At 68.8% G+C, this 20,286-nt stretch carries 18 protein-coding genes; 10 read left to right on the forward strand and 8 right to left on the reverse strand.

The annotated features are described in order from the left end of the window. Positions 1–174 precede the first annotated feature (174 nt). Positions 175–2,676 carry a DUF6542 domain-containing protein gene (locus tag ACYVF6_RS26550; protein WP_460525258.1) on the forward strand — a complete coding sequence of 834 codons (2,502 nt, stop codon included), beginning with the start codon at positions 175–177 and terminating at the stop codon, positions 2,674–2,676. 373 nt (positions 2,677–3,049) lie between these two features. Here the strand turns inward: ACYVF6_RS26550 and ACYVF6_RS26555 are convergent, their stop codons facing one another. Continuing rightward, positions 3,050–4,045, reverse strand: a complete 996-nt coding sequence (locus ACYVF6_RS26555; RefSeq protein WP_460525259.1) for a 4-hydroxy-3-methylbut-2-enyl diphosphate reductase — start codon at positions 4,043–4,045, stop codon at positions 3,050–3,052. Between the two features lie 50 nt (positions 4,046–4,095). Here ACYVF6_RS26555 and ACYVF6_RS26560 point away from each other — a divergent pair, with 50 nt between their 5' ends. From ACYVF6_RS26560 to ACYVF6_RS26580, 5 genes are all read left to right on the forward strand, one after another. After that, positions 4,096–4,680, forward strand: a complete 585-nt coding sequence (locus tag ACYVF6_RS26560) for a GrpB family protein (protein WP_460525260.1) — start codon at positions 4,096–4,098, stop codon at positions 4,678–4,680. After that, a complete protein-coding gene (locus tag ACYVF6_RS26565) occupies positions 4,664–5,266 on the forward strand; it encodes a class I SAM-dependent methyltransferase (protein WP_460525261.1) in 603 nt (200 codons plus the stop codon). Before ACYVF6_RS26560 ends, ACYVF6_RS26565 begins: the two co-directional genes overlap by 17 nt. A gap of 99 nt (positions 5,267–5,365) precedes the next feature. Beyond that, positions 5,366–5,770 (forward strand): GNAT family N-acetyltransferase, encoded by a 405-nt coding sequence (locus tag ACYVF6_RS26570; protein ID WP_460525262.1) that lies wholly within the window; start codon positions 5,366–5,368, stop codon positions 5,768–5,770. 41 nt (positions 5,771–5,811) lie between these two features. Next, entirely contained in the window at positions 5,812–6,375 is a 564-nt protein-coding gene (locus ACYVF6_RS26575; RefSeq protein ID WP_460525264.1) for a winged helix-turn-helix domain-containing protein, read from the forward strand. Next, a complete protein-coding gene (locus ACYVF6_RS26580; RefSeq protein WP_460525265.1) occupies positions 6,368–8,170 on the forward strand; it encodes an ABC transporter ATP-binding protein in 1,803 nt (600 codons plus the stop codon). Before ACYVF6_RS26575 ends, ACYVF6_RS26580 begins: the two co-directional genes overlap by 8 nt. Here the strand turns inward: ACYVF6_RS26580 and ACYVF6_RS26585 are convergent. Further along, positions 8,143–8,700: a DinB family protein gene (locus tag ACYVF6_RS26585; protein WP_460525266.1), complete on the reverse strand. Its 558-nt coding sequence runs from the start codon at positions 8,698–8,700 to the stop codon at positions 8,143–8,145. The genes ACYVF6_RS26580 and ACYVF6_RS26585 overlap by 28 nt on opposite strands. A gap of 49 nt (positions 8,701–8,749) precedes the next feature. Between ACYVF6_RS26585 and ACYVF6_RS26590 the strand changes: the two genes are divergently transcribed. Continuing rightward, positions 8,750–9,541 (forward strand): class I SAM-dependent methyltransferase, encoded by a 792-nt coding sequence (locus ACYVF6_RS26590; RefSeq protein ID WP_460525267.1) that lies wholly within the window; start codon positions 8,750–8,752, stop codon positions 9,539–9,541. Positions 9,542–9,627: 86 nt separating this feature from the next. Here ACYVF6_RS26590 and ACYVF6_RS26595 read toward each other — a convergent pair whose 3' ends face one another. After that, on the reverse strand, positions 9,628–10,230 hold the full coding sequence (locus ACYVF6_RS26595) for a TetR/AcrR family transcriptional regulator (RefSeq protein WP_460525268.1): 603 nt from the start codon (positions 10,228–10,230) through the stop codon (positions 9,628–9,630). A 42-nt stretch (positions 10,231–10,272) separates the two neighbouring features. Between ACYVF6_RS26595 and ACYVF6_RS26600 the strand changes: the two genes are divergently transcribed. Next, the gene (locus ACYVF6_RS26600) at positions 10,273–11,208 is read left to right on the forward strand and encodes a beta-ketoacyl-ACP synthase III (RefSeq protein ID WP_460525269.1); all 936 of its coding nucleotides are present in this window, start codon (positions 10,273–10,275) and stop codon (positions 11,206–11,208) included. Here the strand turns inward: ACYVF6_RS26600 and ACYVF6_RS26605 are convergent. After that, positions 11,192–12,079: an NAD(P)-dependent oxidoreductase gene (locus ACYVF6_RS26605; protein ID WP_460525270.1), complete on the reverse strand. Its 888-nt coding sequence runs from the start codon at positions 12,077–12,079 to the stop codon at positions 11,192–11,194. The two genes, ACYVF6_RS26600 and ACYVF6_RS26605, sit on opposite strands and share 17 nt — an antisense overlap. On the opposite strand from ACYVF6_RS26605, the gene ACYVF6_RS26610 reads away from it, so the two are divergent. After that, the gene (locus ACYVF6_RS26610; RefSeq protein WP_460525271.1) at positions 12,078–12,539 is read left to right on the forward strand and encodes a MerR family transcriptional regulator; all 462 of its coding nucleotides are present in this window, start codon (positions 12,078–12,080) and stop codon (positions 12,537–12,539) included. The genes ACYVF6_RS26605 and ACYVF6_RS26610 overlap by 2 nt on opposite strands. On the opposite strand, the gene ACYVF6_RS26615 is transcribed toward ACYVF6_RS26610, so the two are convergent. Then, positions 12,536–13,738 (reverse strand): winged helix DNA-binding domain-containing protein, encoded by a 1,203-nt coding sequence (locus ACYVF6_RS26615; RefSeq protein ID WP_460525272.1) that lies wholly within the window; start codon positions 13,736–13,738, stop codon positions 12,536–12,538. The two genes, ACYVF6_RS26610 and ACYVF6_RS26615, sit on opposite strands and share 4 nt — an antisense overlap. Before the next feature lie 10 nt (positions 13,739–13,748). Beyond that, entirely contained in the window at positions 13,749–15,599 is a 1,851-nt protein-coding gene (locus ACYVF6_RS26620) for a beta-N-acetylhexosaminidase (protein ID WP_460525273.1), read from the reverse strand. Between the two features lie 92 nt (positions 15,600–15,691). On the opposite strand from ACYVF6_RS26620, the gene ACYVF6_RS26625 reads away from it, so the two are divergent. Next, positions 15,692–17,524 carry a LamG-like jellyroll fold domain-containing protein gene (locus ACYVF6_RS26625; protein ID WP_460525274.1) on the forward strand — a complete coding sequence of 611 codons (1,833 nt, stop codon included), beginning with the start codon at positions 15,692–15,694 and terminating at the stop codon, positions 17,522–17,524. 267 nt (positions 17,525–17,791) lie between these two features. Here the strand turns inward: ACYVF6_RS26625 and asnB are convergent, their stop codons facing one another. Further along, the gene (asnB, locus tag ACYVF6_RS26630) at positions 17,792–19,453 is read right to left on the reverse strand and encodes an asparagine synthase (glutamine-hydrolyzing) (RefSeq protein ID WP_460525276.1); all 1,662 of its coding nucleotides are present in this window, start codon (positions 19,451–19,453) and stop codon (positions 17,792–17,794) included. Beyond that, entirely contained in the window at positions 19,353–20,081 is a 729-nt protein-coding gene (locus ACYVF6_RS26635; RefSeq protein ID WP_460525277.1) for an ArsR/SmtB family transcription factor, read from the reverse strand. Before ACYVF6_RS26635 ends, asnB begins: the two co-directional genes overlap by 101 nt. Positions 20,082–20,286: the final 205 nt, after the last annotated feature.

The following is a 20,286-nucleotide window of genomic DNA, read 5'->3' on the forward strand; positions in this document are numbered from 1 at the left end:
TCCGTGCAGGAGTCCGGATGGGAAAGTGTCCCAACACCGCCGTGGCCTCCGCACGCCGACGCGCCGGATTCTGACGCACCTGCTTCGGGTGAGTCCGAAGACCAGAATTCGGAGCAGGCACCGGGAAGACGTCGTGCTTCGTCGTCCCGGTCTGGACACCGCGGCGAGTACTCGGTGGAAGCCGACAGCGACGAGCTTCCGATCGAACCTGGGCGGCGCGCCCGGGGACGTCGTGCTGCCTACTCGCAGTCTCAGCAGCCCGAGCAGCAAGGCGGTCCAGACTGGGCGCAGCGATACCAACAGCCGTCCGGTCCGCCAGAGCCCCCGCGTCCAGAATCGCGTGACTTCGACGCACCTGAGTTCGGGCAACCCGGGTTCGGGCAAGGCCCTGACCAGCCGCGCTTCGAGCCGCCGTCGTTCGAGCCGCAGCGTCTCGACCTGCCACAGTTCGAGCAGCCCCGCTACGAGCCACCGCCGTTCGACGGACCGTCGTACGAAGCGGAAGACGACAGCTCCGCCACGCAGATCTTCGAACCATCAGACAGCGGCCTGAACCCTGGCGCTCCACCACCGCCCACCCAAGCCGACGACCCTCTTCGCGGCGGCCGTCGCCGCGCGATGTACGACGAGGGACCGGGCGACGTCTTCGCCGCGCCGCAACCGCCGGGCGCCGCCGGAATGCCGCAGCCGCCGCAAGGTCCCCAGGTCTCGCCACCGCCGGCGCCGCCGGGCGCGTTCTACGACCAGGACCGCGAAGAGCGCTACTCCGAGCCGCCGGCGCCACCGCCGTGGGCCGCGCAGCAGTTCGAGCAGCCACAGCAGTACGACGAGCGGCCTCCGCAGCGCTACGAACAGCAGGGCTTCGAGCAGCCTCAGTACGGCCAGCGCTTCGAACAACCCCCGTTCGAGCAACCACCGTTCGAGCAGCCGCAGCAGTTCGACCAGCCGCCGTTCGAGCAACGCCAGTTCGAGCAGCCGCAGTTCGACGAGCCACCCGCCGGGCCACCGCGGTTCGAGCAGCCACAGCAGTTCGACCAGCCGCCGTTCGACCAGCCGCCGTTCGAGCAACCGCGTTACGACCAGCCTCCGTTCGAACAGCAACAGTTCGACCAGCGGCCGTTCGAGCGGCAGGGTCTCGAGCAACAGGGCTACGACCAGCCCGGCTACGAGCCCGCGCCGTTCGAGACGCCGAGGTTCGACCCTCCGCAGGCCGAGCAGCGACGCTTCGAGCAACTGCCGTACGAATCGGGATACGACCAGCAGTACGAGCAGCAGCCGTACGAACCCGCGCCCTTCGAACGGCAGCAGGGCTACGACCAGCCTGGCTACGAGCAGGCCAGGTTCGAGCAGCAACAGCCGCAGCCGCAGTACGACGCCCCGCCCTACGACCAGGGCGGATACGACGCGCCGCCGTTCGAGCAGGCCGGTTACCCGCCGCAGGGTCAGTTCGGGCACGCGCTCTCCGAAGCGCCGCCCGAGCAGCCGCCGTACCCCGAGCCTCCGTACGACGCCGGTCGCCGCGGGCAGCCGCCGCCCGTACAGCCTGATCCTTCCGAGAGCCGCTGGCAGGAGCCGAACGCGCACCTGCCCGACCTACTCGGCGACGTACCCGACCCGCTCAGCGAGACCGCGCATCCGGCCGACCTGCCAGGTGGCGGGCCTGCCGACGACGATCCGTTCGCCGTCGCCGAGCCCGACGCCGCTCGGCGCGATCGGCAGCGCGGACACCGGCCCCTGTTCGCCGACGACGACCTGGACGACGAGCCCGGTGGACCTCCAGGCCCAGGCGGCGGTGCCGCGATGTGGCCCGGCGGCCCGCCGATGGGCGCCGGTCCGGGTGGTCCGCCTGGTGCGCCGGGTGGTCCTCCGGGCGCCGCGATGCTGCCGCCCGTACAACTCGGACAGGAGCCCGACGCACCGCCCCGCCGACCGCCGCGGCCGGGTACCGACCCGCGTGGCCAGGCCGCGCCGGCGCCGCAGGGCTTGCGTAGGGGCATGCCGGGCTGGTTCTCGGCCGTGGTCGGATTCTGCGGCAGCGTCGGGATCGCGGCTGTCGACCTGCGGCTGAACAGCACGCTGGGTGTGCTGTACGGCTTGCTGTTCATCGTGATCGCCTGTGGCGTGGCGGCGACCGTACGCAGATCGGACGTGTTCACGGCCGCGGTGGCGCCGCCGCTGCAGGCGTTGGGCACGCTGATCCTGGTGGCGCTGCTGGTGCCGCAGGGCTTGGCACAAGGTCAGACGTCTCCGGTCACGGCACTCGTAGCGGGCCTGGCGGGCCAGTGGTGGTCGATGATCGCGGCAACCGCGATCGCGGGCGGCACGATCGCGCTGCGGGTGGCACTCACCGACCCGCCGGACGACGGCGAGGAAGACTACGAACAGGAGCCGTCGCCGAAACGCCGGCCCGGCCCTCCGCGCAACCGCCCGTCAGGTGGCGGCCCCGGCGGCGGAGGCGGTCCGGGCGCCGGCGGGCCAGGTGGCCCCGGCGGACCGGGCAACGGTCCGGGCGGCCCAGGAGGCGGACGCCCAGGCCAACCCCGCCACCCCGGCCCGGGTCGCGCCCCCGACCCGCGGGACCCCCGTGACCCCCGCCCCGAAGGCGGCCGACGCCCCGGCCCGCCCCCTCCCCGCCGCGACGGCCCACCGACCCCTCGCCCGGCCAAGCGCAGGTAGCCCGAGGCCTCACGGACGCTCCGGGCGAGCGAACGAAGCGCGCCCACCGCGCGGCCAGATGATCAGAGCAGCGCTCCAACGCCGGCGCCGGGCAGCCGAGCCCGGAAGCCTGGATGTTGCGGAACCACCAGCCAGCCGGCACTGACCGGCCTTGGCCTGGGCAGTCGGCGCGGGCCGGAGGTGGCTCGGCAGCGCCGGCCGTCGACGAAGCGCAATCGGCGCACGCGCGAGAGGGTGGCTCAGTCGGTGCCGACTGGTCGGAAGCGACTATTCAGCGGGCAGCGGCGGCGCACATACACGCGCCAGCCGCGCATCAGGCAGACCCGGCAAACTGCGGCGTCAGAACCAGCTGGCGCACCGCATGCCGCGCTCCTCAGGACTCCGGGGTGGCCGGTGCCGACGCCGCTCGAAGGTCTTTGCGCAGCTCCGGCGGCAGCGCGAACGTAAGGCTCTCCTCCGTCAGCATGATCTCCTCCGCCGCCGGAAAGTCGTGCTCCCGCAGCAGCGACAGCACCCCCTCCACCAGCGCGTCAGGCACGGAAGCCCCGCTCGTCACACCCACCACCGTGGCGGCAGAGAGCCACGCCGGGTCGACCTCGGAGGCGTTGTCGACGCGGTACGCCGCAGTCGCGCCGGCCTCCAGCGCCACCTCCACCAGGCGCACGGAGTTGGAGGAGTTCGCCGATCCCACCACGATCACGAGGTCGGCGCCGCCTTCGCGGACGATCTGTTTCACCGCCAGCTGCCGGTTCTGCGTGGCATAGCAGATGTCGTCGCTCGGTGGGTCGACCAGCAACGGCAGCCGCTCGCGCAGGCGGTCCACCGTCTGCATCGTCTCGTCCACCGAGAGCGTGGTCTGCGACAACCACACCACCTTCGACGGATCGCGGATCGACAGCTTGTCGACGTCCTCCGGCCGCTCGATCAGCTGGATGTGCTCCGGCGCCTCCCCCGACGTCCCCTCGACCTCTTCGTGTCCCGCGTGCCCCACCAGCACGATGTCGTAGTCGTCCTTCGCGAAGCGCTTCGCCTCGTGGTGGACCTTCGTCACCAACGGGCACGTCGCGTCGATCGTCTTGAGCGAACGTGACGACGCCTCAGCGTGTACGGCAGGCGACACACCGTGCGCCGAGAAGACCACCGTCGCCCCGGACGGCACCTCGGACAGTTCCTCTACGAACACGGCCCCACGCGCCTCCAGCGTGTCGACCACGTGCTTGTTGTGCACGATCTGCTTACGCACATACACCGGCGGACCGTACAGCTTCAGGGCCTTCTCGACCGTGATCACCGCCCGGTCAACACCGGCGCAGTAGCCTCTGGGCGCGGCAAGCAGTACACGGCGCTGCGTCGACAACATGGCTCCCATCGTAGGCGGGCACCCCAAGTCCTACCCCGTCCCCGCTACGCTTACCGGCCATGCCGTTCCCGGATGAGCTGGTCCATGGCGTCATGGTCGTTCCCTATCGAGTGACCTGGCCCCGCGACTTCGACCGGCTCGCCGAGCAGCTCGACAAGGCGCTCGGCCGACTGGCCCTGGCCATCGATCACGTCGGCTCCACCTCGGTCCCGGGCCTCCCCGCGAAGGACTGCATTGACGTTCAGGTAAGAGTCGCCAAGCTGGACGAGCAACGCATCGTCAAGGCGTTCGACAAGATCGGTTTCCGGCTCCGCCCCGAGTCGTGGAACCGGATCGAGATCTCGGGCGGCGAGGAGTGCGAGAAGCTCGTCTTCGCCCCGCCGGTCAACGCGCGCCCCTGCAACGTGCACGTACGAATCAAGAACGGCCCGAACGTACGCCACAACCTGCTCTTCCGCGACTACCTCCGCGCCGACGAGCGTTCCCGCAAAGCCTGGGGCGACTTCAAGTCGCGCCTTGCCCAGAGCGTGACCGACATCTTCGCCTACGGACAGATCAAGGCACCCGCCATGGAAATCCTCATGAGTGCCGCCGAGACGTGGGCCACTCACACCGGATGGTCCGTCGATGCCGTTCAACCATAACCACCACTACCACCGCCTTCTCCTACGCAAAGTCCCCCAGCACGCCCGCACGGCGCTCGACGTCGGCTGCGGACACGGCCTGTTCGCCCGCCGGCTGGAGCAACGCGGACTGGACGTCGACGCGATCGACCCCTCGGACGAGGTCATCGAGGTCGCAAAACAACAGTCGAACGGCTCGAAGGTACGATTCCGGACCGCCGACGCCACCACCTGTGAGCTCGGCCAGTACGACTACGTCTCGTGCCTGGCGAGCCTCCACCACACGCCGTTCGACACCGTTACGCGCCTGCGCGACGCGCTCAATCCAGGCGGGACGCTGGCAGTGCTCGGCTTGTACGACGACCTGCCGTCCGACCGCTGGATCGACGTCGCCGCGATTCCGGCGAACGTGATCGCCAAGCTCGCGGTCTACACGACCGATCGCGTACGCGGACTGCCACCGGAGCCGCCCTACCCGCCCGTAGCCGTACCCGACCTGACCTGGGAACAGCTGAAGAAGGAGTCCAGCAAGCTCCTTCCCGGCCGCAAGCTGCGCCGCCTGGTCTTCTGGCGATATCTGATGGTCTATCGCAAACCGATCGGCTAGCCTCCGAACAGACACGAGGAGGTGAGGCTTGATGGTTACGCACCGATCCGCACATCACTGTGCCCTGCGCAAACCTCAACCTCACAAGGAGAAACTCCCGTGTCCGACTTCCCGGGCATCCGCCTTGACCTCAACCCACCGCTGAACGACGACGAGCTCAACGCGCTCTACGCCGCCAGCTGGCCCGGCCACTCGAGCGCGAGCTTCGGCCACATCAGCCGGCACGCCCAGATCTGGCTCACCGCCCGCCGCGACGAACGGCTGGTCGGCTTCGTGTATGTCGTCGGCGACGGCGGCGTCCACGCGTTCCTGCTCGAGCCCACCGTCCACCCCGGCGAGCGGCGCCAAGGGCTGGGCAAGCACCTCGTTCAACAGGCCGCTGACCAGGCAAAAGCCCAGGGAGCCGAGTGGTTGCACGTCGACTACGAGGACCACCTGGAGCCGTTCTACCGCGCCTGCGGCTTCCGCCCGACCCCAGGCGGACTGCTGCGCCTGACCAAGTAGAACACTTGACAACACATGTTTCGAAAGATTAGTTTCGAAACATGTCTGATGACGACGTCAAGCCGCTCGAGGATCCGAAGGCGATGCGTGCCCTCGCGCATCCGATCCGCCTTCGGATCCGCGAGCTCATCGGTGAAGAGGGCCCGATGACGGCCACCGAGGTCGCCGAACGGATCGGTGAGAGCCCGGCGAACTGCTCGTTTCACCTTCGTACGTTGGCGAAATACGGCTTCGTCGAGGAGGCCGAGAAGGGCAAGGGCCGCAACCGCCCGTGGAAGATCAAGTCCAACGCGATGCGGATCGAGCCGGAGAACCTCACCGGCAACGCGCGCCGGGCGGCGCTCGAGATATCGGCCGCACTGCGCCGGCTGATGTTCGATCGAATCGAACGTTGGGCCCGCGAGCAGCTGACCCTTCCGAAGCGCTGGCGCAAGGTCGGCTTCGCGATGGAGTTCAGCACGTACATGACGCCGGAGGAGCTGAAGCAGGTCGGCGAGGAGATCGGCAAGGTACTGGAGCCGTACAAGCGCAAGCGTCCCGAGGGCACAGACCCTGTGACGCTTGCGATCTGGGGCTTCCCGACGATCGGACCCGGAGATGACTGAGACCCGTACGGCGGCGATCACCAAGGCGGGCCGTGGCGCGGTCGCTGCCGTCAAGCTCGTCGCGAAGGCCAGCCGAGGTGCGTTCGTCGGGACAATCGTCTTGTTCGCGGTCTCCGGAATCGGCCTCGTCGTCGAGCTCCTGATCGCCCGCATGCTGCTGACCGAACTCCTGACCCACGGCGGCACCGTCACCACCGCGCTCTGGCAGTTACTCCTCGCCGTCGTGCTCGTCGCAGCGCTGGTGACGTTCTCCGGCGCCGCCGCTACAGGCATACACCGCCTGCTCGCCGAACGCGTTGTCTGGTTCACCAGTCAGGGCATGCTCGAAGCCGCGATCCGCTCGAGCCTGCGCGACTTCGACACCCCGGAGTTCCACGACCAGATCCGGCGGGTCCAGCGCAACAGCGGCAGCGCGATCCCCATCGCGATGGCCGTCCCTCAGCTCATTTCGGCAGTCGTCAGCGCCGTCGGGCTGGCCGTTGTCCTGGCGGTCATCAACCCGTGGCTCGTGCTCATCACCGTGGCGTCCTGCGTACCGATCTGGCTTACAGGGCAGACGAACAGCCGCGAGATGTACTCGTTCAGCTTCGGCGACACGCCCAACGACCGTTCACGATTCCAGCTCGAGCGGATGCTGACCGACCGCAAGTCGGCACCGGAGGTACGCGCGTTCGGGCTCGGTCGATACCTGCTCTCCCGGTGGGTCGACCTCTATGCCGAACGGCTGGCCGGGATCGCCTCGATCGTGCGAACCTACTTACGCCGAACGGCCCTCGGCAGCCTGGTCGGTGCGGTCGTCCTGTGCGGGGCGGTGACGGCACTGCTGTGGTTCGTACGTCAGGGCGGAATCAGTCTCGGCTCCGCGATCGCCGCCTGCGTGGCGATTCTCATGCTGGCCAACCGATGCCAACAAGCCGCGGTCAGTCTGGCGAGCGCCACCGAGCATTCCCTTTACCTGGAGGACTTCCAGAGGTTGCGGCACTGGCGGACCGACAGCACGGCCCAGCCGCGTGATGTCGAGCCGTTCGGGAAGCTCGCCGTGGACAACGTCTCGTTCGCCTATCCCGAGTCGACCAAGGCCGCGCTGGAGAACGTCAGCTTCGAGATCGGTCGCGGCGACGTGATCGCGATCGTCGGGCACAACGGCTCCGGCAAGACCACCCTCGCCAAACTGCTCGCGGGTCTGTACGCGCCAATGGAGGGCGAGGTCCGCTGGGACGGGAAATCGCTGTCCACGTTGACGGACGGCGGCGGCATCCGGCAGATCGGCGTTGTTTTCCAGGAGTTCGGACGTTATTGGTTCTCGGCCGCCGACAACGTGGCGATCGGCGACGTGACCCGGGTCGACGACCGGGTGGCGATCGCCGGCGCGGCTGCGGCAGCCGGTGCCGCGGACTTCCTCGACAAGCTGCCCAACGGTTTCGACACCGAACTGGGCGCCGAACTCGAAGGCGGCGTCGACCTCTCGGGCGGCCAGTGGCAGCGGATCGCGATCGCCAGGGTGCTGTTCCGCGACGCCTCGTTCATCGTGCTGGACGAGCCGACCGCGGCGCTCGACGCCGAGGCCGAGGCGCAGCTGTTCGAGACGATTCGCGAGCTGCGCCACGGCCGTACGGTCGTTCTGATCTCACATCGCTTCTCCACCGTACGATCCGCCGACCGGATCCTGGTGCTCGACGAGGGCCGGCTGATCGAGGAGGGCAGCCACAGCGAGCTGATGGCACTCGACGGTAAGTACGCGCATCTCTACCGTTTGCAGTCCAGCGCCTACGTCGACGAGATCCCCGCGCGGTAGAGGTCTCGCAGCAGGCAGATCTCGCCGCCGTGGTGCATCGTCTCGCGGTTGATGTGAACGATCAGCCCGGCCATCGGATCGTTGGCGTACGGCCCGCCGCGCTCGCCGAGCGGCTTCGCCAAGCTCTCCTCGTCGAGCGCGGCGATCGCGTCGTGCCAGTTCGTGTAGTGATTCTCCAACCAGGCAAGGGCTTCGGCGGCGGTGGCGGGCGCGCCTGCCGTACGCAGGTCGGCGAACATGTCCGGGCTGTCGCCGAAGAACGCGTTGTATCGTCCGGCGAAGCAGCCGATCGCGACGTGGTGCATCCGCCACGCGATCGTCGTCACCGGCGCGGGATCGGGCGGCGGCGACTCCCAGTCGGGCAGGTAGGTGCCGTCCGGCCCGCCGGGGCGGATCGTCCAGCTGTTCTTGGCGGGCTCCCAGAGGTATTCCGCGTCGGTGAGCCCTTGCAGGCGCGGCCAGAGGTGGAAGTCCCAGTAGAACTCGAGCTGCCCGATCAGCAGGCCCTTGATGTCGATCGTCATGTCCATCTGGATGAAACTAGTGACCAATGACGTCAGCGCTTGACATATTTGGACGATGAACTTCGCGCCGGACCTGTACGCGGGTACCGCTGATTTCTATGCCCGCTATCGCGTGCCTTATCCCGACTCGCTGCTCGACGACCTGCGCTCGCGCGCCGGCCTGGACAGTTCTGGACGCTTGCTCGACCTGGCCTGCGGGCCTGGGAAGGTCGCGCTGCCGCTCGCACCGTACGTAGCCGACGTCGTGGCCGTCGACCAGGAACCGGACATGATCGAGGTCGGCCGGCAGCTGGCCGAGAGCCTGGGGATCGGGAACGTGAGCTGGCGAGTTGGCCGTGCGGAGGATCTGGAGTTCGCCGCCGGGTCGCTGAAGCTCGTGACGATCGGCAACGCCTTCCACCGGCTGGACCAACAGATCGTCGCCGGGCTGGTCAAAGAGTGGCTGGAGCCGGGTGGATGCCTGGCGCTGCTGTGGTCGAGCGGGTTCGGGTGGGGAACGGAACCGTGGAAACGGCTCGTCAACGAGGTGGTCTACAAGTGGACGGCGCCGCCGAGCTCTCGAGGAGCGGCCGTGACGTCGCCCGACACCCTGAACCCCGCGACCCATGAGGAGGTCCTGCGCGCGGCCGGCTTCGCCGAGGTCGACACGCAGGAGTTCCTGGTGCGGAAGGTCTGGACGGTCGACGAGATCGCCGGCCATACGTACTCCACGTCGTTCGGCTCCAAGACCGCCTTCGGCGATCGGCTGGCAGCGTTCGAGACGGAACTACGCGAAACGCTTCTGGCCTATGACGGCGGCGGTGAGTACGCCGAAGAGATGAGCTTCGCGCTCATGCTGGCCCGGTGAGCCGGATGCAGGCGCTCGGCCGCGGCTGAAGTGGGCGAAGCGCCACGCCCGGACAGCTGTGTCCGCCAGCAAGCCAGAAACCGGTTTCAGCCGGGCGACAAGACGCGGCGGAAGGCGTGGCGGGCTCGCGCGAGCGCCGACTTGTCGCCGTGGAGCTGGAGGCGTTGGTTGACCGCCAGCGCTACTCCCATCAGGTCGAAGGCCACCTGGGCCGGGTCGCGGTCGGCGGGGAGGTCGCCTGCGTCGACGGCGGCGCGGGCTTCGGTTTCCAGGAAGCGCGTCCAGGTGGACAGGTGGTCGGCGATGGCGGTGCGGACGCGGCCCGGCCTGCCGTCGAACTCGGAGGCGGCGGCGGTGAAGAAGCAGCCGCCCGGAAAGACGTCGCGGTCCAGGTATGACAACCAGGCGTCGCAGATGGAACGCAGACGGGCCAGTCCCGGCGTCGCGCCCGCGGCGCGCCCAGGCACCTCGCGGCGGAAGATGCGGGCCGCTGCCTCCAGCACGTCCAGCTGCAAGGCCTCCTTGTTGCCGAAATGTCCCAGCACCCCCGCTTTACTCATGTCCAGCGCCGCCGCGAGCCGGCCGATCGTCAACCCCTCCAGCCCTTCCACAGAAGCGATCCGCACGCCGATGGCCAGGATGGCCTCGTGCGTGGCCGCCGCCTCGAGGATGGATCTGCGTGGACTCATAGCCAGCCAGTTTAGCGTACGACCGTTCGCTATAATCCGATCATGGACGGATCCCAGATCATCGGCCTCGGGCACTACCAGCCGGCCAAAGTGCTCACCAACGACGATCTCGCGAAGCTGGTCGACACCAACGACGAGTGGATCCGTTCCCGGGTCGGCATCAGGACGCGGCACATCGCCGAGGGCGAGACGGTCGACGAGATGGCGGCGTACGCAGCCGAGAAGGCCTTGGCACACAGTGGATTGACCAGCCACGACATCGACCTCATCACGGTCGCGACGTGTACGGCCGTCGACCGGTCGCCCAACATGGCGGGCCGGGTGGCGGCGCGGCTCGGGCTCGGCACGCCCGCGACGTACGACATCAACACCGCCTGCTCCGGTTTCTGCTACGCCCTCGCCACCGCCGACCACGCGATCCGCGCGGGTGCGGCGACCAACGCGCTCGTCGTCGCGTCGGAGAAGCTGAGCGCCTACACCGACTGGACCGACCGTTCGACCTGCGTCCTGGTCGGCGACGGCGCCGGAGCAGCGGTCGTCACCAAAGCCGAGACGCCGGCCATCGGCCCGGTCGTGTGGGGTTCGGTTCCCGAACTCAGCGATGCGGTACGCATCGAAGGCGAGCCGGCGTACTTCTCGCAAAGCGGGCAGGCCGTCTTCCGCTGGGCCACCACCGCGCTGGCCGACCTGATGCGCGAGACCTGCGCCCGCGCCGGCGTCACACCGCAGGAGCTCGGCGCGTTCGTCCCCCACCAGGCCAACCTCCGGATCATCGAGCCGCTCGCCAAGCAGCTCGGCGCCCAGAACGCCGTCGTCGCCCGCGACGTCGTGGACTCCGGCAACACCTCCGCCGCGAGCGTGCCCCTCGCCCTCTCCAAGCTCGTCGAACGCGGCGAGATCCCGAGCGGCGCGCCCGCTCTCCTGTTCGGCTTCGGCGGCGGCCTCGCCTACGCCGGACAGGTCATCCGCTGCCCGTAGAAGAAGAGCTCAGCAACATCGTCGTCAGCCGCGAGAGGTCCTCGTCGCCGTGCCCGGCATCGATCGCGCGGCGCATCAGCGAGTACGCCGCCTGCTGCACGCTGACATCCAAGCCCCGGCCGACGGCCGCGTGGATGACGTGCTCCAACCCCGCCGCGACCGTCGACAGCGTCGCGATGTCGGCGTCGTGGCGGTCCTCGTCGAGGCGTTCGGCGTGCTCGGCGATCGAACTGCCGAGCAGATCCGCCAGCCCGGCAGCGAACGGCGCGAGCTCAGCCCCGGAGATCCCCTCGGCACGAGCCAGCGCGAACGCGTGCGCCATGCCCGACACCGACGTCCAGAACAGGTCGAGCAACGCCACGTCGTACGCCGCCGCCCGGCCCGGGTCCGTGCCGAGGAACGACTGCGTTCCGCCCAACGCCGCCAGCACGCCCTTGTGCCGTTGATAGAGCGGCTCCGGCCCGCTGTAGATCAGCACCGCGCCCGGTGTTCCGATCGTCACCGTCGGCGTCATGATCGAGCCGTCCAGATAGTCGATGCCGTGCTCATCCGCCCACGCGGCCATCGAACGCGCGCTGGCCGGCGAGTCGGCCGTGAGGTTCACCAGCGTCCGCCCACCCAGCGCCGAAGCCGCGGGGTCGACGATCGCCTGTACGGCCTGGTAGTGCACCACGCAGGCGATTACCAGCTCAGCGCCCGACACCGCGTCCACAACGGAGTCAGCCTGCCGCGCTCCCGCGGAAACCAGCGCGGACGCCTTGCCCGCCGAGCGGTTCCACACCGTCGTCGGATGCCCAGCCGCCAGGAACGCCGAAGCGAGCGCTCGCCCCATGTTGCCGAGCCCGAGCACTGTCACAGGAATAGTTGTCATGCCGACGACGCTAAAGGTTCACGTCGACGTGAAGGTCAAGCGCAAATCCCAGGAGGCCCGAAACATGCGAATCGGCGAGCTCGCCAAGCTGACGGGCGTCAGCAAGCGGGCACTGCGCTACTACGAGGAGCAGAACCTGCTCACGCCGAATCGCCTGAACAGCGGCTACCGCGACTACCCGCCGAGCGCCGTCGAGACTGTCCGGCACGTACGCACCCTGCTCGCCGCCGGCCTGCCCAGCCACCTCATCGCCGAAGTGCTGCCCTGCATGGTCGACACCGGCAACGGCCTCGCGCCCGGCTGCCGCACGCTGCTTCCACCGCTGGAGAACGAACGCGACCGCCTCACGGCGATGATCGACAACCTGCAGACCGCGCGCACAGCGCTGACCGAGCTGATCGACCGTACGCCGGAAGACGACTCGGAATACAACGAATGGCTGGCCAGGCAGGTCGTCTAGGCCGGCCCGCCGAGCTCCTTCTCCAAAGGAGTACGAAACCGCGGGATCACCCGAACGCCACCGAACCACTCCGCCAGCCGCTCGACGTTGGCCTCGACAGCCTTGCGTACGTCGCGATTCACCTTCTCGATCAGCCGATACTGCACAGCCCCGCCCGCAGTCTGCGCCCAGCCGCCCACGATCCGCCCGTCCGCCCAGATGCTCGGCCCGATGTTTCCGTTGACGTCGAACAGCGCCGAACGACAAGCGGCCGAGAGGTAGAAGTCGCGCTCCTTCCAGCCCATCGGCGTCGGATCCAGGCCAGGCAGCATCGCCACCCAAGGCTCGACAGCCGCGACCGGCGCGGCATCCGAGGCCAGCACCAGCCCGGGCTGCCCGTCGAGGTCGACGTCGACCACGTCGAGCTTCGCCAGCGCCTTCTTGATGACGCCGAGGCCAAGGCCGGTCCACCACTTCAGGTCGACGAGTGTTCCCGGCCCGAACGCCCGCAGCCATCGCCCGACCAGCTCCACGGTCGCATCGTCGGCCGCCATGGCAGGCTGCTCAGGCAGAAACGTCTTCGCCCAGGCCCACCGGTGCTGGCTCGACAACCACGTCCCCACCGGCCGTCCCCGGATCAGGTGCCCTTCGGCCGCGAGAATGAACAGCGCCCGCGTCGAGATGCTCTGCTTGCCTTCGTAGGGCTTCCCGCGCGCGAACACGATCTGCGTGCGCAGCAACGGCTCATCGGCCCCGAGCTCCGCCGCCGTCGCCTCACCTCGCGTCTCGATCGCCTTCAGCACATGGCCTTCGACGACGGAGAACCACGCCTCGACGTCCGGTGCGATCTCGTCGTCGGCGAGAAAGCCCATCAACCGCTTGCGTTCCCGCGCCGCGATCGCGTCAGTGCACGCCGCCTGCACCATCGGCATCAGGTCGACCGGTTGGTAGAACATCGTGCGCCGCATGCCGAGCATGCGCACGACCGAACGATCCTCGTACAGCACCTTCGAGATCGCATCCGGCGTGAGATATCCGGTCCGCACGGCGGCAGCGACGTACGCCGACGCCGGGTCGGTGCCGTGCAAGCCGACCAGATCGCGCGCGACCGTCACCAGGTCAGGCGCGGCCGCAGGCGCGCTACCGGCAACCACCGCCAGATGGTGGCGCACTCCCAGCCGCGCCCGCCGCTCCGCTACGTCGATCCGTCGTACAGCCATGACAGACAGGTTACTGATAGCTCTCGCGCAGGTGTTCGAATCGCTGCACGCTGTCGTCGAGCCCGCCCGGCCGGTTGCGCTCCAGCCAGATCCGGCGGAATTCCTCGACGAACTCCACCAGGTCGCCCAGCAGCTCCTGCCTCGCGGCCTCCGGCTCCGGCTCGGCGTCCAGCAACAGCCGCCCACGCCGGCAGGCGTGCTTCATCATCCGGGCGGAGTTGAGGAACTCCGAACGCAACAGGTCGGCGTCGGCACGCTCCGACGCGGAAGACTCCAGCGGCTCGAGCGCCTGGTCGATCGCGGCCTCCGCCCGGTCGAACATCTCCGGAGTGACGCCCTCGAACCGCTTGCCGGTGTAGCCCTCCGGCACGCCCTGCAGGATCCAGAAGAACAGCGTGGAGTTGACCTGCCGCGTGTCGATCTCGAGGTAGGCGTTGCCGAGGTCGTAGGCCATCCGTCCGTACGAGCCGGTGCGGTCGCGGAACGCGTGCCACGAGATCGCCTCGGCCAGATCCAGCGAACGGTTGGCCGAAAGCGCCCAGGAGTAGGCCGCGCCGGCCGCGAACCCGAGGTAGCTGATCGGCAGCACCTGCCAGTGCCCGCGGTCACCCCAGTCGGTCATGAGGTAGCCGGAGGCGCCGTGCTCGAGCCCGGCCTCGGCGGCGTTCAGCAGGTTGCCGAGGGCGTTCTTGGTGCGGCCGCCGATCGTGCACCACGACGACGTGCCCGGGCAGACGTAGAACGGCACGCCGGCCGCGGCGTAGTTGGCGCCGAGCTGCGCGAACGGGTGCTCCGCCTCGTAACCCCAGCCGAGCGCCACGGCGTCCTTCGGCAGCTCGGGGATCAGCTCCGGGTGCTGCTCGATGATGTCGCCCCAGTACTGCATGGTGTAGCCGCGCTCGCTGACGTCGTTGTAGAGCGAGAGCAGGAAGTCGAGGTAGACCCGGCCGATGCCGCGCTCCTCGACCAGCGACTTGCTGCGCCCCTGCCCGAGGTCGAACGTCTCGTCGCAGCCGACGTTGAGCTGCTTGCTGGAGAAGTGCGGCAGCAGCTCGTCGAACAACCCGCTCACCAGCGAGAGGCTGCCGGGATCGACCGGCGAGATGCTGAACGGGCCGCTCATCGAGCCCCACGGCGTCTCGAAGTCGCCCTGCACCTCGGCGAGGTGGGCATAACGCGAGTGCGTCAGCCAGCGATGCATGTGCCCGAAGGCGTTCTGGTTGGGGACCAGCTCGATGAACCGCTCGCGGCAGTACGCATCCAGCTCGAGGATCTCCTCGCCGGTGAACGGCGACGCGTGCTCCCACACCTCGCGGTGGTCGCGGTAGGCGAACGTGTGCTCGGTGTAGAGCTGGACCTGGTTGACCTTCCAGCCGGCCAGCAGGTCGATCAGCGCGCGTACGGTCTCGACCGTCGGCACCTTGTCGCGGCTGATGTCGAGCATCACGCCGCGAGCCGCGTGGTCGGGCCAGTCGGCCGCGGTGAGGCAGGGCACTGTCGCGCCGTGCTGCTCGACCAGCTGCACCAGCGTGCTGACGCCGTAGAAGATCCCTTGCGGCGTCGCGGCCTCGACCAGCACGCCGGTGGGCGTGACGGTCAGCTCGTAGCCCTGCTCGTGGGGTACGCGCTCGGGCACGATCCGCAGCGAGACACCGAGCTCGCTCTCGGAAACGTCGGGCGCGGCCGAGATCTCCCAGCCGGTGCCGGCGTACGTGCGAAGCGCTGCCTGCAGGCGCTGCGCGGAGAACAGCAGTGCGCCGGCGTCGGGTCCGGACAGCGCGATGAGCCTGCCCGGCTCGACGGTGTAGCGCTCGTCGGTGGGTTCGAGCGAGCGCGGCAGGGGCAGCAAGTTGAGCGACATGGGCCCATCCTGCCGTAAAGCTTCGCTTTCGCCACCGGACCTGTTCGGCGAAACGTCACCCCGGCGCCCGCCAGAGCCTGCAGACTACGCCCGTGAACCTAGCCCGTCGCCGGCTGTTGCAGGCAGCCGCTGCCGCCCCGATCGCCGCCGTTGCCGCTCAGACGCCTGCCGCGCAGGCCGACACCGGCACCTCCGCGGCTTCCACGACCGAGCGATTCACCGTCGCGGTCCTGCCCGACACCCAGTACCTCCTCGACGAGGGCGGCTCGGACCACGAGCCGGTCCGCGAGACGCTGCGCTACCTCCTCGGCGAGCGCGAACGGTCGAACATCGTGTTCATGGCGCAGCTCGGTGACATCACCGAGCACGGCACCGCGACCGAGATGCGGGCCGCGGACGGGATCTTCAGAGCCATCGACGGCCGGTTGCCGTACAGCGTGCTGGCCGGCAACCACGACGTCCCTTCGAGCACGGACGACCAGCGCGGCGACACTCCGTACCTGCGGACGTTCGGGCCGGCGCGGTTCGCGCGGTCGCGTACGTATGGTGGCTCGTCACCGGACGGGTACAACAGCTTCCACCGCTTCCGGGCCGGTGGGCTCGAGTGGCTGCTGCTGGCGCTGGACTGGCGGGTTTCGGACGCCGGCCTGGCGTGGGCACAGCGCGTTCTCGACCAGAATCCCAAGCTGCCCACCATCCTCACCACGCACGATGTCGTCTGGGCCTCGGACGACGGGGAGGCGTCGCTGTCGGATCACGGGCGGCGGCTGTGGGACCGGCTGATTCGCGACAACGACCAGATCTTCCTGGCGCTCGGCGGGCACTACTGGCCGCCTGGGCGGGTGACGCTGACCAACGATGCGGGCAACCCGGTGCACCTGCACATCACGAACTACCAGGATCGGTACTACGGCGGCGCGGGAATGGTCCGGCTGTACGAGTTCGACCTCGTACGCAACACGATCGACGTGTCGACGTTCTCGCCGTGGTTGCGCAAGCAGGCTTCGCGATCGCCTTCGCAGCTGGAGGCCGAAACGGTCGATCTCACGTCCGGCGTCGACCGGTTCGCGGTCGAGGTGGACTTCCGTTCGCGATTCGGCGGCTTCGCTCCACCGGATCTGCCGGCGCCGCGGCCGCCGCAGGCCGTGATGCCGCGCGGGACGATCGCGTACTGGCGATTCGACCAGGCCGGCCTGGCTGTGCCCGGCGTTGACGGGACGCCGGTCGGGGACGGCACGGTGGCGCGGGACCTCAGCGGGAACGGCAACGACCTGCGCGTCGAGCGGCTGCACGCCAGCGGGCCGTCGGCGCTGCGGTGGTCGGCCGAACACCACGACGCGCAGCCGGCGCACGCCAGCCTCCGGTTCGACGGTGGGCAGTCGCCGGATCGCGGCGCGGTGCTGCGGACGGGGGCCGATGCGCCGCTCAACAGCGAGAAGTTCCAGTCCGGCTACACGATCGAGACGTTCATCAAGCTGCCTGCTCCGTTCGAGGGCGATCACGCGTGGATGGGGATCCTGAGCTGGGAGGGACGCGCGGGCGACGCCGGGAAGCACAGCGGCTGGTCCGACCTCGAGCCGACGTGCAGCCTCAACCTGTCGCCGGAGCGTTTCCTGCAGTTCGTCGTCTATCCGGTACCCGGCGACGCCGACCCGACGTCGTGGAGCCACGCCCTGCCGGTCGGACGATGGACGCACCTCGCCGTGGTGAACGACGGGCGCCACACGGTGCTCTACGTCGACGGGTCACGGATCGCGCGGAACGCGTCGGAGGAGTCGAACGGCATCACGACCCAGGGCAAGCCCTTCGCGATCGGCGGCACGCAGTTCGACAACGCGTACGGCCAGGGCTTCTACGGCTGGATCGGCGACACCCGGATCGTGGCTCGGGCGCTGCGCCCGAGCCAGTTCCTCCGCATCGTCTAGCCCGGCACCACCCGATGTGGACGCCACGACCGCCGGCTGCGAATGACCACGTTAACCACGCAATTGGCGGGTTAACCACGCCCCGGGACGTGGCGAAGCACCTACAGGCGTGGCGAAGCACCTACAGGCGTGGCGGAGCACCTGCTGGCGTGGCGGAGCGCGAATGACCACGTTAACCAGCTAAATACGTGGTTAACGTGGTCATTCGCACGCGCCCACAGGCCATGCTCGCAAGCCGAGCAGGTACGCCGGCGCGCGGCCGGAGCTCTAGGCGTGGGCGAACCTGGTCAGCGTGCGCTCCGGTCGCAGGCCGGCCAGGTGGCGGGTGTACATCCGGAAGTAGGCCAGCTCCTCGCGGTTACGCAGCGGCGGCTCCACCACGTCGCGCTCCCGCTCGAACTCCGCCGGCTCGATCCCGTCGCTCACCTGCTCGGCCAGCACGTCGGCCGCGCCGCTGCCGGTGCCGAACTGTTCCTTCTTACGATCGATGATCTTGTCGGGCAACCAGCCCCGGAACGCCTCACGCAGCAGGCGCTTCTCCACGCGATCGGCCCCGACCGTCTTCCACTGGATCGGCAGGCTGAGCGCGCACGCGATCACGTCGTGGTCGAGGAACGGAACCCGCGCCTCCAGGCTGTGCGCCATCGTCACGCGGTCGCAGCGCTGCAGGTTGAGCCCGTGCAGCTCACCCAGCCCACGGACGAGCTCCGCCTGCAAAGCAACGGGGTCGGTGAAGTCGGAGTGGTAGTAGGAGTAGCCGGCGAACAGCTCGTCGGCGCCTTCGCCCGTCAAGACGACTTTGACGTGCCGGGACGCCAGCTCGGCCAGGAACCAGTTGGGCACCGCGCTGCGAATCAGCAGCGGATCGAACGACTCGACAGCGGCGACGACATCCTCCACAGCGCCGAGAGCGTCCCTGCCGTCGAACGTGGCCTCGTGGTGGTCGGTGCCGAGGAACTCGGCGACCTCGCGGGCCGCCTGCAGGTCGCTGCTCTCGGGCGTGCCGACGGCGAACGTCTGCAGCGTGCGGCCGTCCTCGGCCAGCGACTTGACCGCGGCCGCGGCGACGATGCTGGAGTCGAGCCCGCCGGAAAGGAACACACCGACAGGCACATCGGCCATCAGGTGCCGCTCGACCGAGTCGACGATCACGTCGCGCACCTCGGTGAGAGTCTCATCGGGCATCGGTACGTCGAGTTGGACAGGCGCCGGCGAAGCCTCGATCGGCTGCTCGGTAAGGCGTTCCAGCGTTGGTGCGTGGGTGGCGAACCGAACCAGGCCGTCCTCCGGAGTCCACCAGCAGCCGGGCGGGAACGCCTCGACCGCCCAGCGCACCTCGGGATCGAACGCCCTCAGTTCGGATGCGAAGTGGACGACGCCGTCGTGCCGGGCCCAGTAGAGCGGCTTGATGCCGAGCGGATCCCTTGCCGCGACGAACATCCCGGGCCCTGCGGCGCACAGCGCCCACATGCCGCGGAGTTCGGTGAGTGCTTCCGGCCCTTTGTCGACCAGCAGTCGCAACGCGACCTCGCTGTCGGAGCTGGTCCGGAACCGGTCGTGGCCGAGTTTGTCACGAAGCTCTTCGTGGTTGTAGATCTCGCCGTTGCAGACCAGCGAAACGCCGTCTGCCTCGAGCGGCTGCCGGCCGCCCCCGAGGTCCACGATCGACAGCCTGGTATGGCCAAGCCAGGCAAAGTTGGGTATTGATACGTCGCCGAGGTCGTCCGGCCCACGGTGCAGAAGCTGAGAAAGCATACGCACACCCGTGGCCGGATCGCTGTCACCATAAATCGCTGCTATTCCACACACGTGGTATGAGCATAACACACTAATGACCCACCAGCCGCCCGAGCAGTTGCTCGCCGAGCGAAGAAGCCTTGTGTACAACAGTTTTTCCGCACTGATTGCTGCTGACAAGCCCTGCTTCACGCAGCACCTTGGCGTGTTGGCTGGCGGATGCGACCGAAAGTTCGAGCACGGCGGCGAGCTCACTCGTCGTCCGATGGTCTTCCGCCAACCGCTCGAGCACCTGCGCACGAGTGGTTCCGAGCAACGTACGCAGGGCCTGCCGTCCGCACACCGGCTCGGCGTCGAACCAGCCGGCTTCCAGCTGCAGCGGATAGACCAGCACCGGCGTGCCGCCGGGCGGCTCGTGCAGACCGCAGTCGTCGTAGGCGAAGAACGACGGCTGCAACACGATTCCCTTGCCTCGCAGGAAGATGTCGCGCTCGTCCGGCTTGTCCGCGATCCGTAGAACCGGCGTATCCCAACGTAGTAACGGCGAAACCTCCGACAGCATGCGCGCCGCCCCACCGTGCGCCATTGAGTCGCCGAGCCGGCGGGTCTCCGTTCCGGCCAGCCGGCGGATTCGCGGCCAGTGTGGCGCGAGCAGCTGGTCGAAGTACCGCCGCGCCAGCCGGCGACCGGCGTGGCCCGCTCCGCCGGCGGCGGCTGCGGCTGCCAGCTCCGGACCCAGCCGGCGCCAGCTCGCGCCCAGCCGCACCCGCGCTCGGCGCCGCCACTGCCCGAAGACCGGCTCACCGGTCTGACCTGCCAAGATGCGCAGACTGCGGCTGATCTCGCAGCCTACGTCGGCGTCCCGCCCGAGTCGGACTCGCGCAAGATCGTCTGGCGTGAAGTGGATCCGCCACATGACTGTCCCCCGTTGGTCGTGCTCCCCGTTGGACACCAGCCTCGGACAGGGCGCTATCAAACCGCTATATCCGCGCTATAAAGGTCGGCCGCCGATGCGCGAAGGGCTG

This window comes from Flindersiella endophytica (genome assembly GCF_054779015.1).

Excerpts from the sequence above, each read along its gene's own strand:
- ACYVF6_RS26560 (WP_460525260.1), top strand. The coding sequence starts at position 4,096 with ATGCCGTTCCCGGATGAGCTGGTCCATGGCGTCATGGTCGTTCCCTAT.
- ACYVF6_RS26620 (WP_460525273.1), bottom strand. The coding sequence starts at position 15,599 with ATGTCGCTCAACTTGCTGCCCCTGCCGCGCTCGCTCGAACCCACCGAC.
- ACYVF6_RS26590 (WP_460525267.1), top strand. The coding sequence starts at position 8,750 with ATGAACTTCGCGCCGGACCTGTACGCGGGTACCGCTGATTTCTATGCC.
- ACYVF6_RS26615 (WP_460525272.1), bottom strand. The coding sequence starts at position 13,738 with ATGGCTGTACGACGGATCGACGTAGCGGAGCGGCGGGCGCGGCTGGGA.
- ACYVF6_RS26575 (WP_460525264.1), top strand. The coding sequence starts at position 5,812 with ATGTCTGATGACGACGTCAAGCCGCTCGAGGATCCGAAGGCGATGCGT.
- ACYVF6_RS26555 (WP_460525259.1), bottom strand. The coding sequence starts at position 4,045 with ATGGGAGCCATGTTGTCGACGCAGCGCCGTGTACTGCTTGCCGCGCCC.
- ACYVF6_RS26605 (WP_460525270.1), bottom strand. The coding sequence starts at position 12,079 with ATGACAACTATTCCTGTGACAGTGCTCGGGCTCGGCAACATGGGGCGA.
- ACYVF6_RS26610 (WP_460525271.1), top strand. The coding sequence starts at position 12,078 with ATGCCGACGACGCTAAAGGTTCACGTCGACGTGAAGGTCAAGCGCAAA.
- ACYVF6_RS26585 (WP_460525266.1), bottom strand. The coding sequence starts at position 8,700 with ATGGACATGACGATCGACATCAAGGGCCTGCTGATCGGGCAGCTCGAG.
- ACYVF6_RS26580 (WP_460525265.1), top strand. The coding sequence starts at position 6,368 with ATGACTGAGACCCGTACGGCGGCGATCACCAAGGCGGGCCGTGGCGCG.
- ACYVF6_RS26595 (WP_460525268.1), bottom strand. The coding sequence starts at position 10,230 with ATGAGTCCACGCAGATCCATCCTCGAGGCGGCGGCCACGCACGAGGCC.
- ACYVF6_RS26565 (WP_460525261.1), top strand. The coding sequence starts at position 4,664 with ATGCCGTTCAACCATAACCACCACTACCACCGCCTTCTCCTACGCAAA.
- ACYVF6_RS26600 (WP_460525269.1), top strand. The coding sequence starts at position 10,273 with ATGGACGGATCCCAGATCATCGGCCTCGGGCACTACCAGCCGGCCAAA.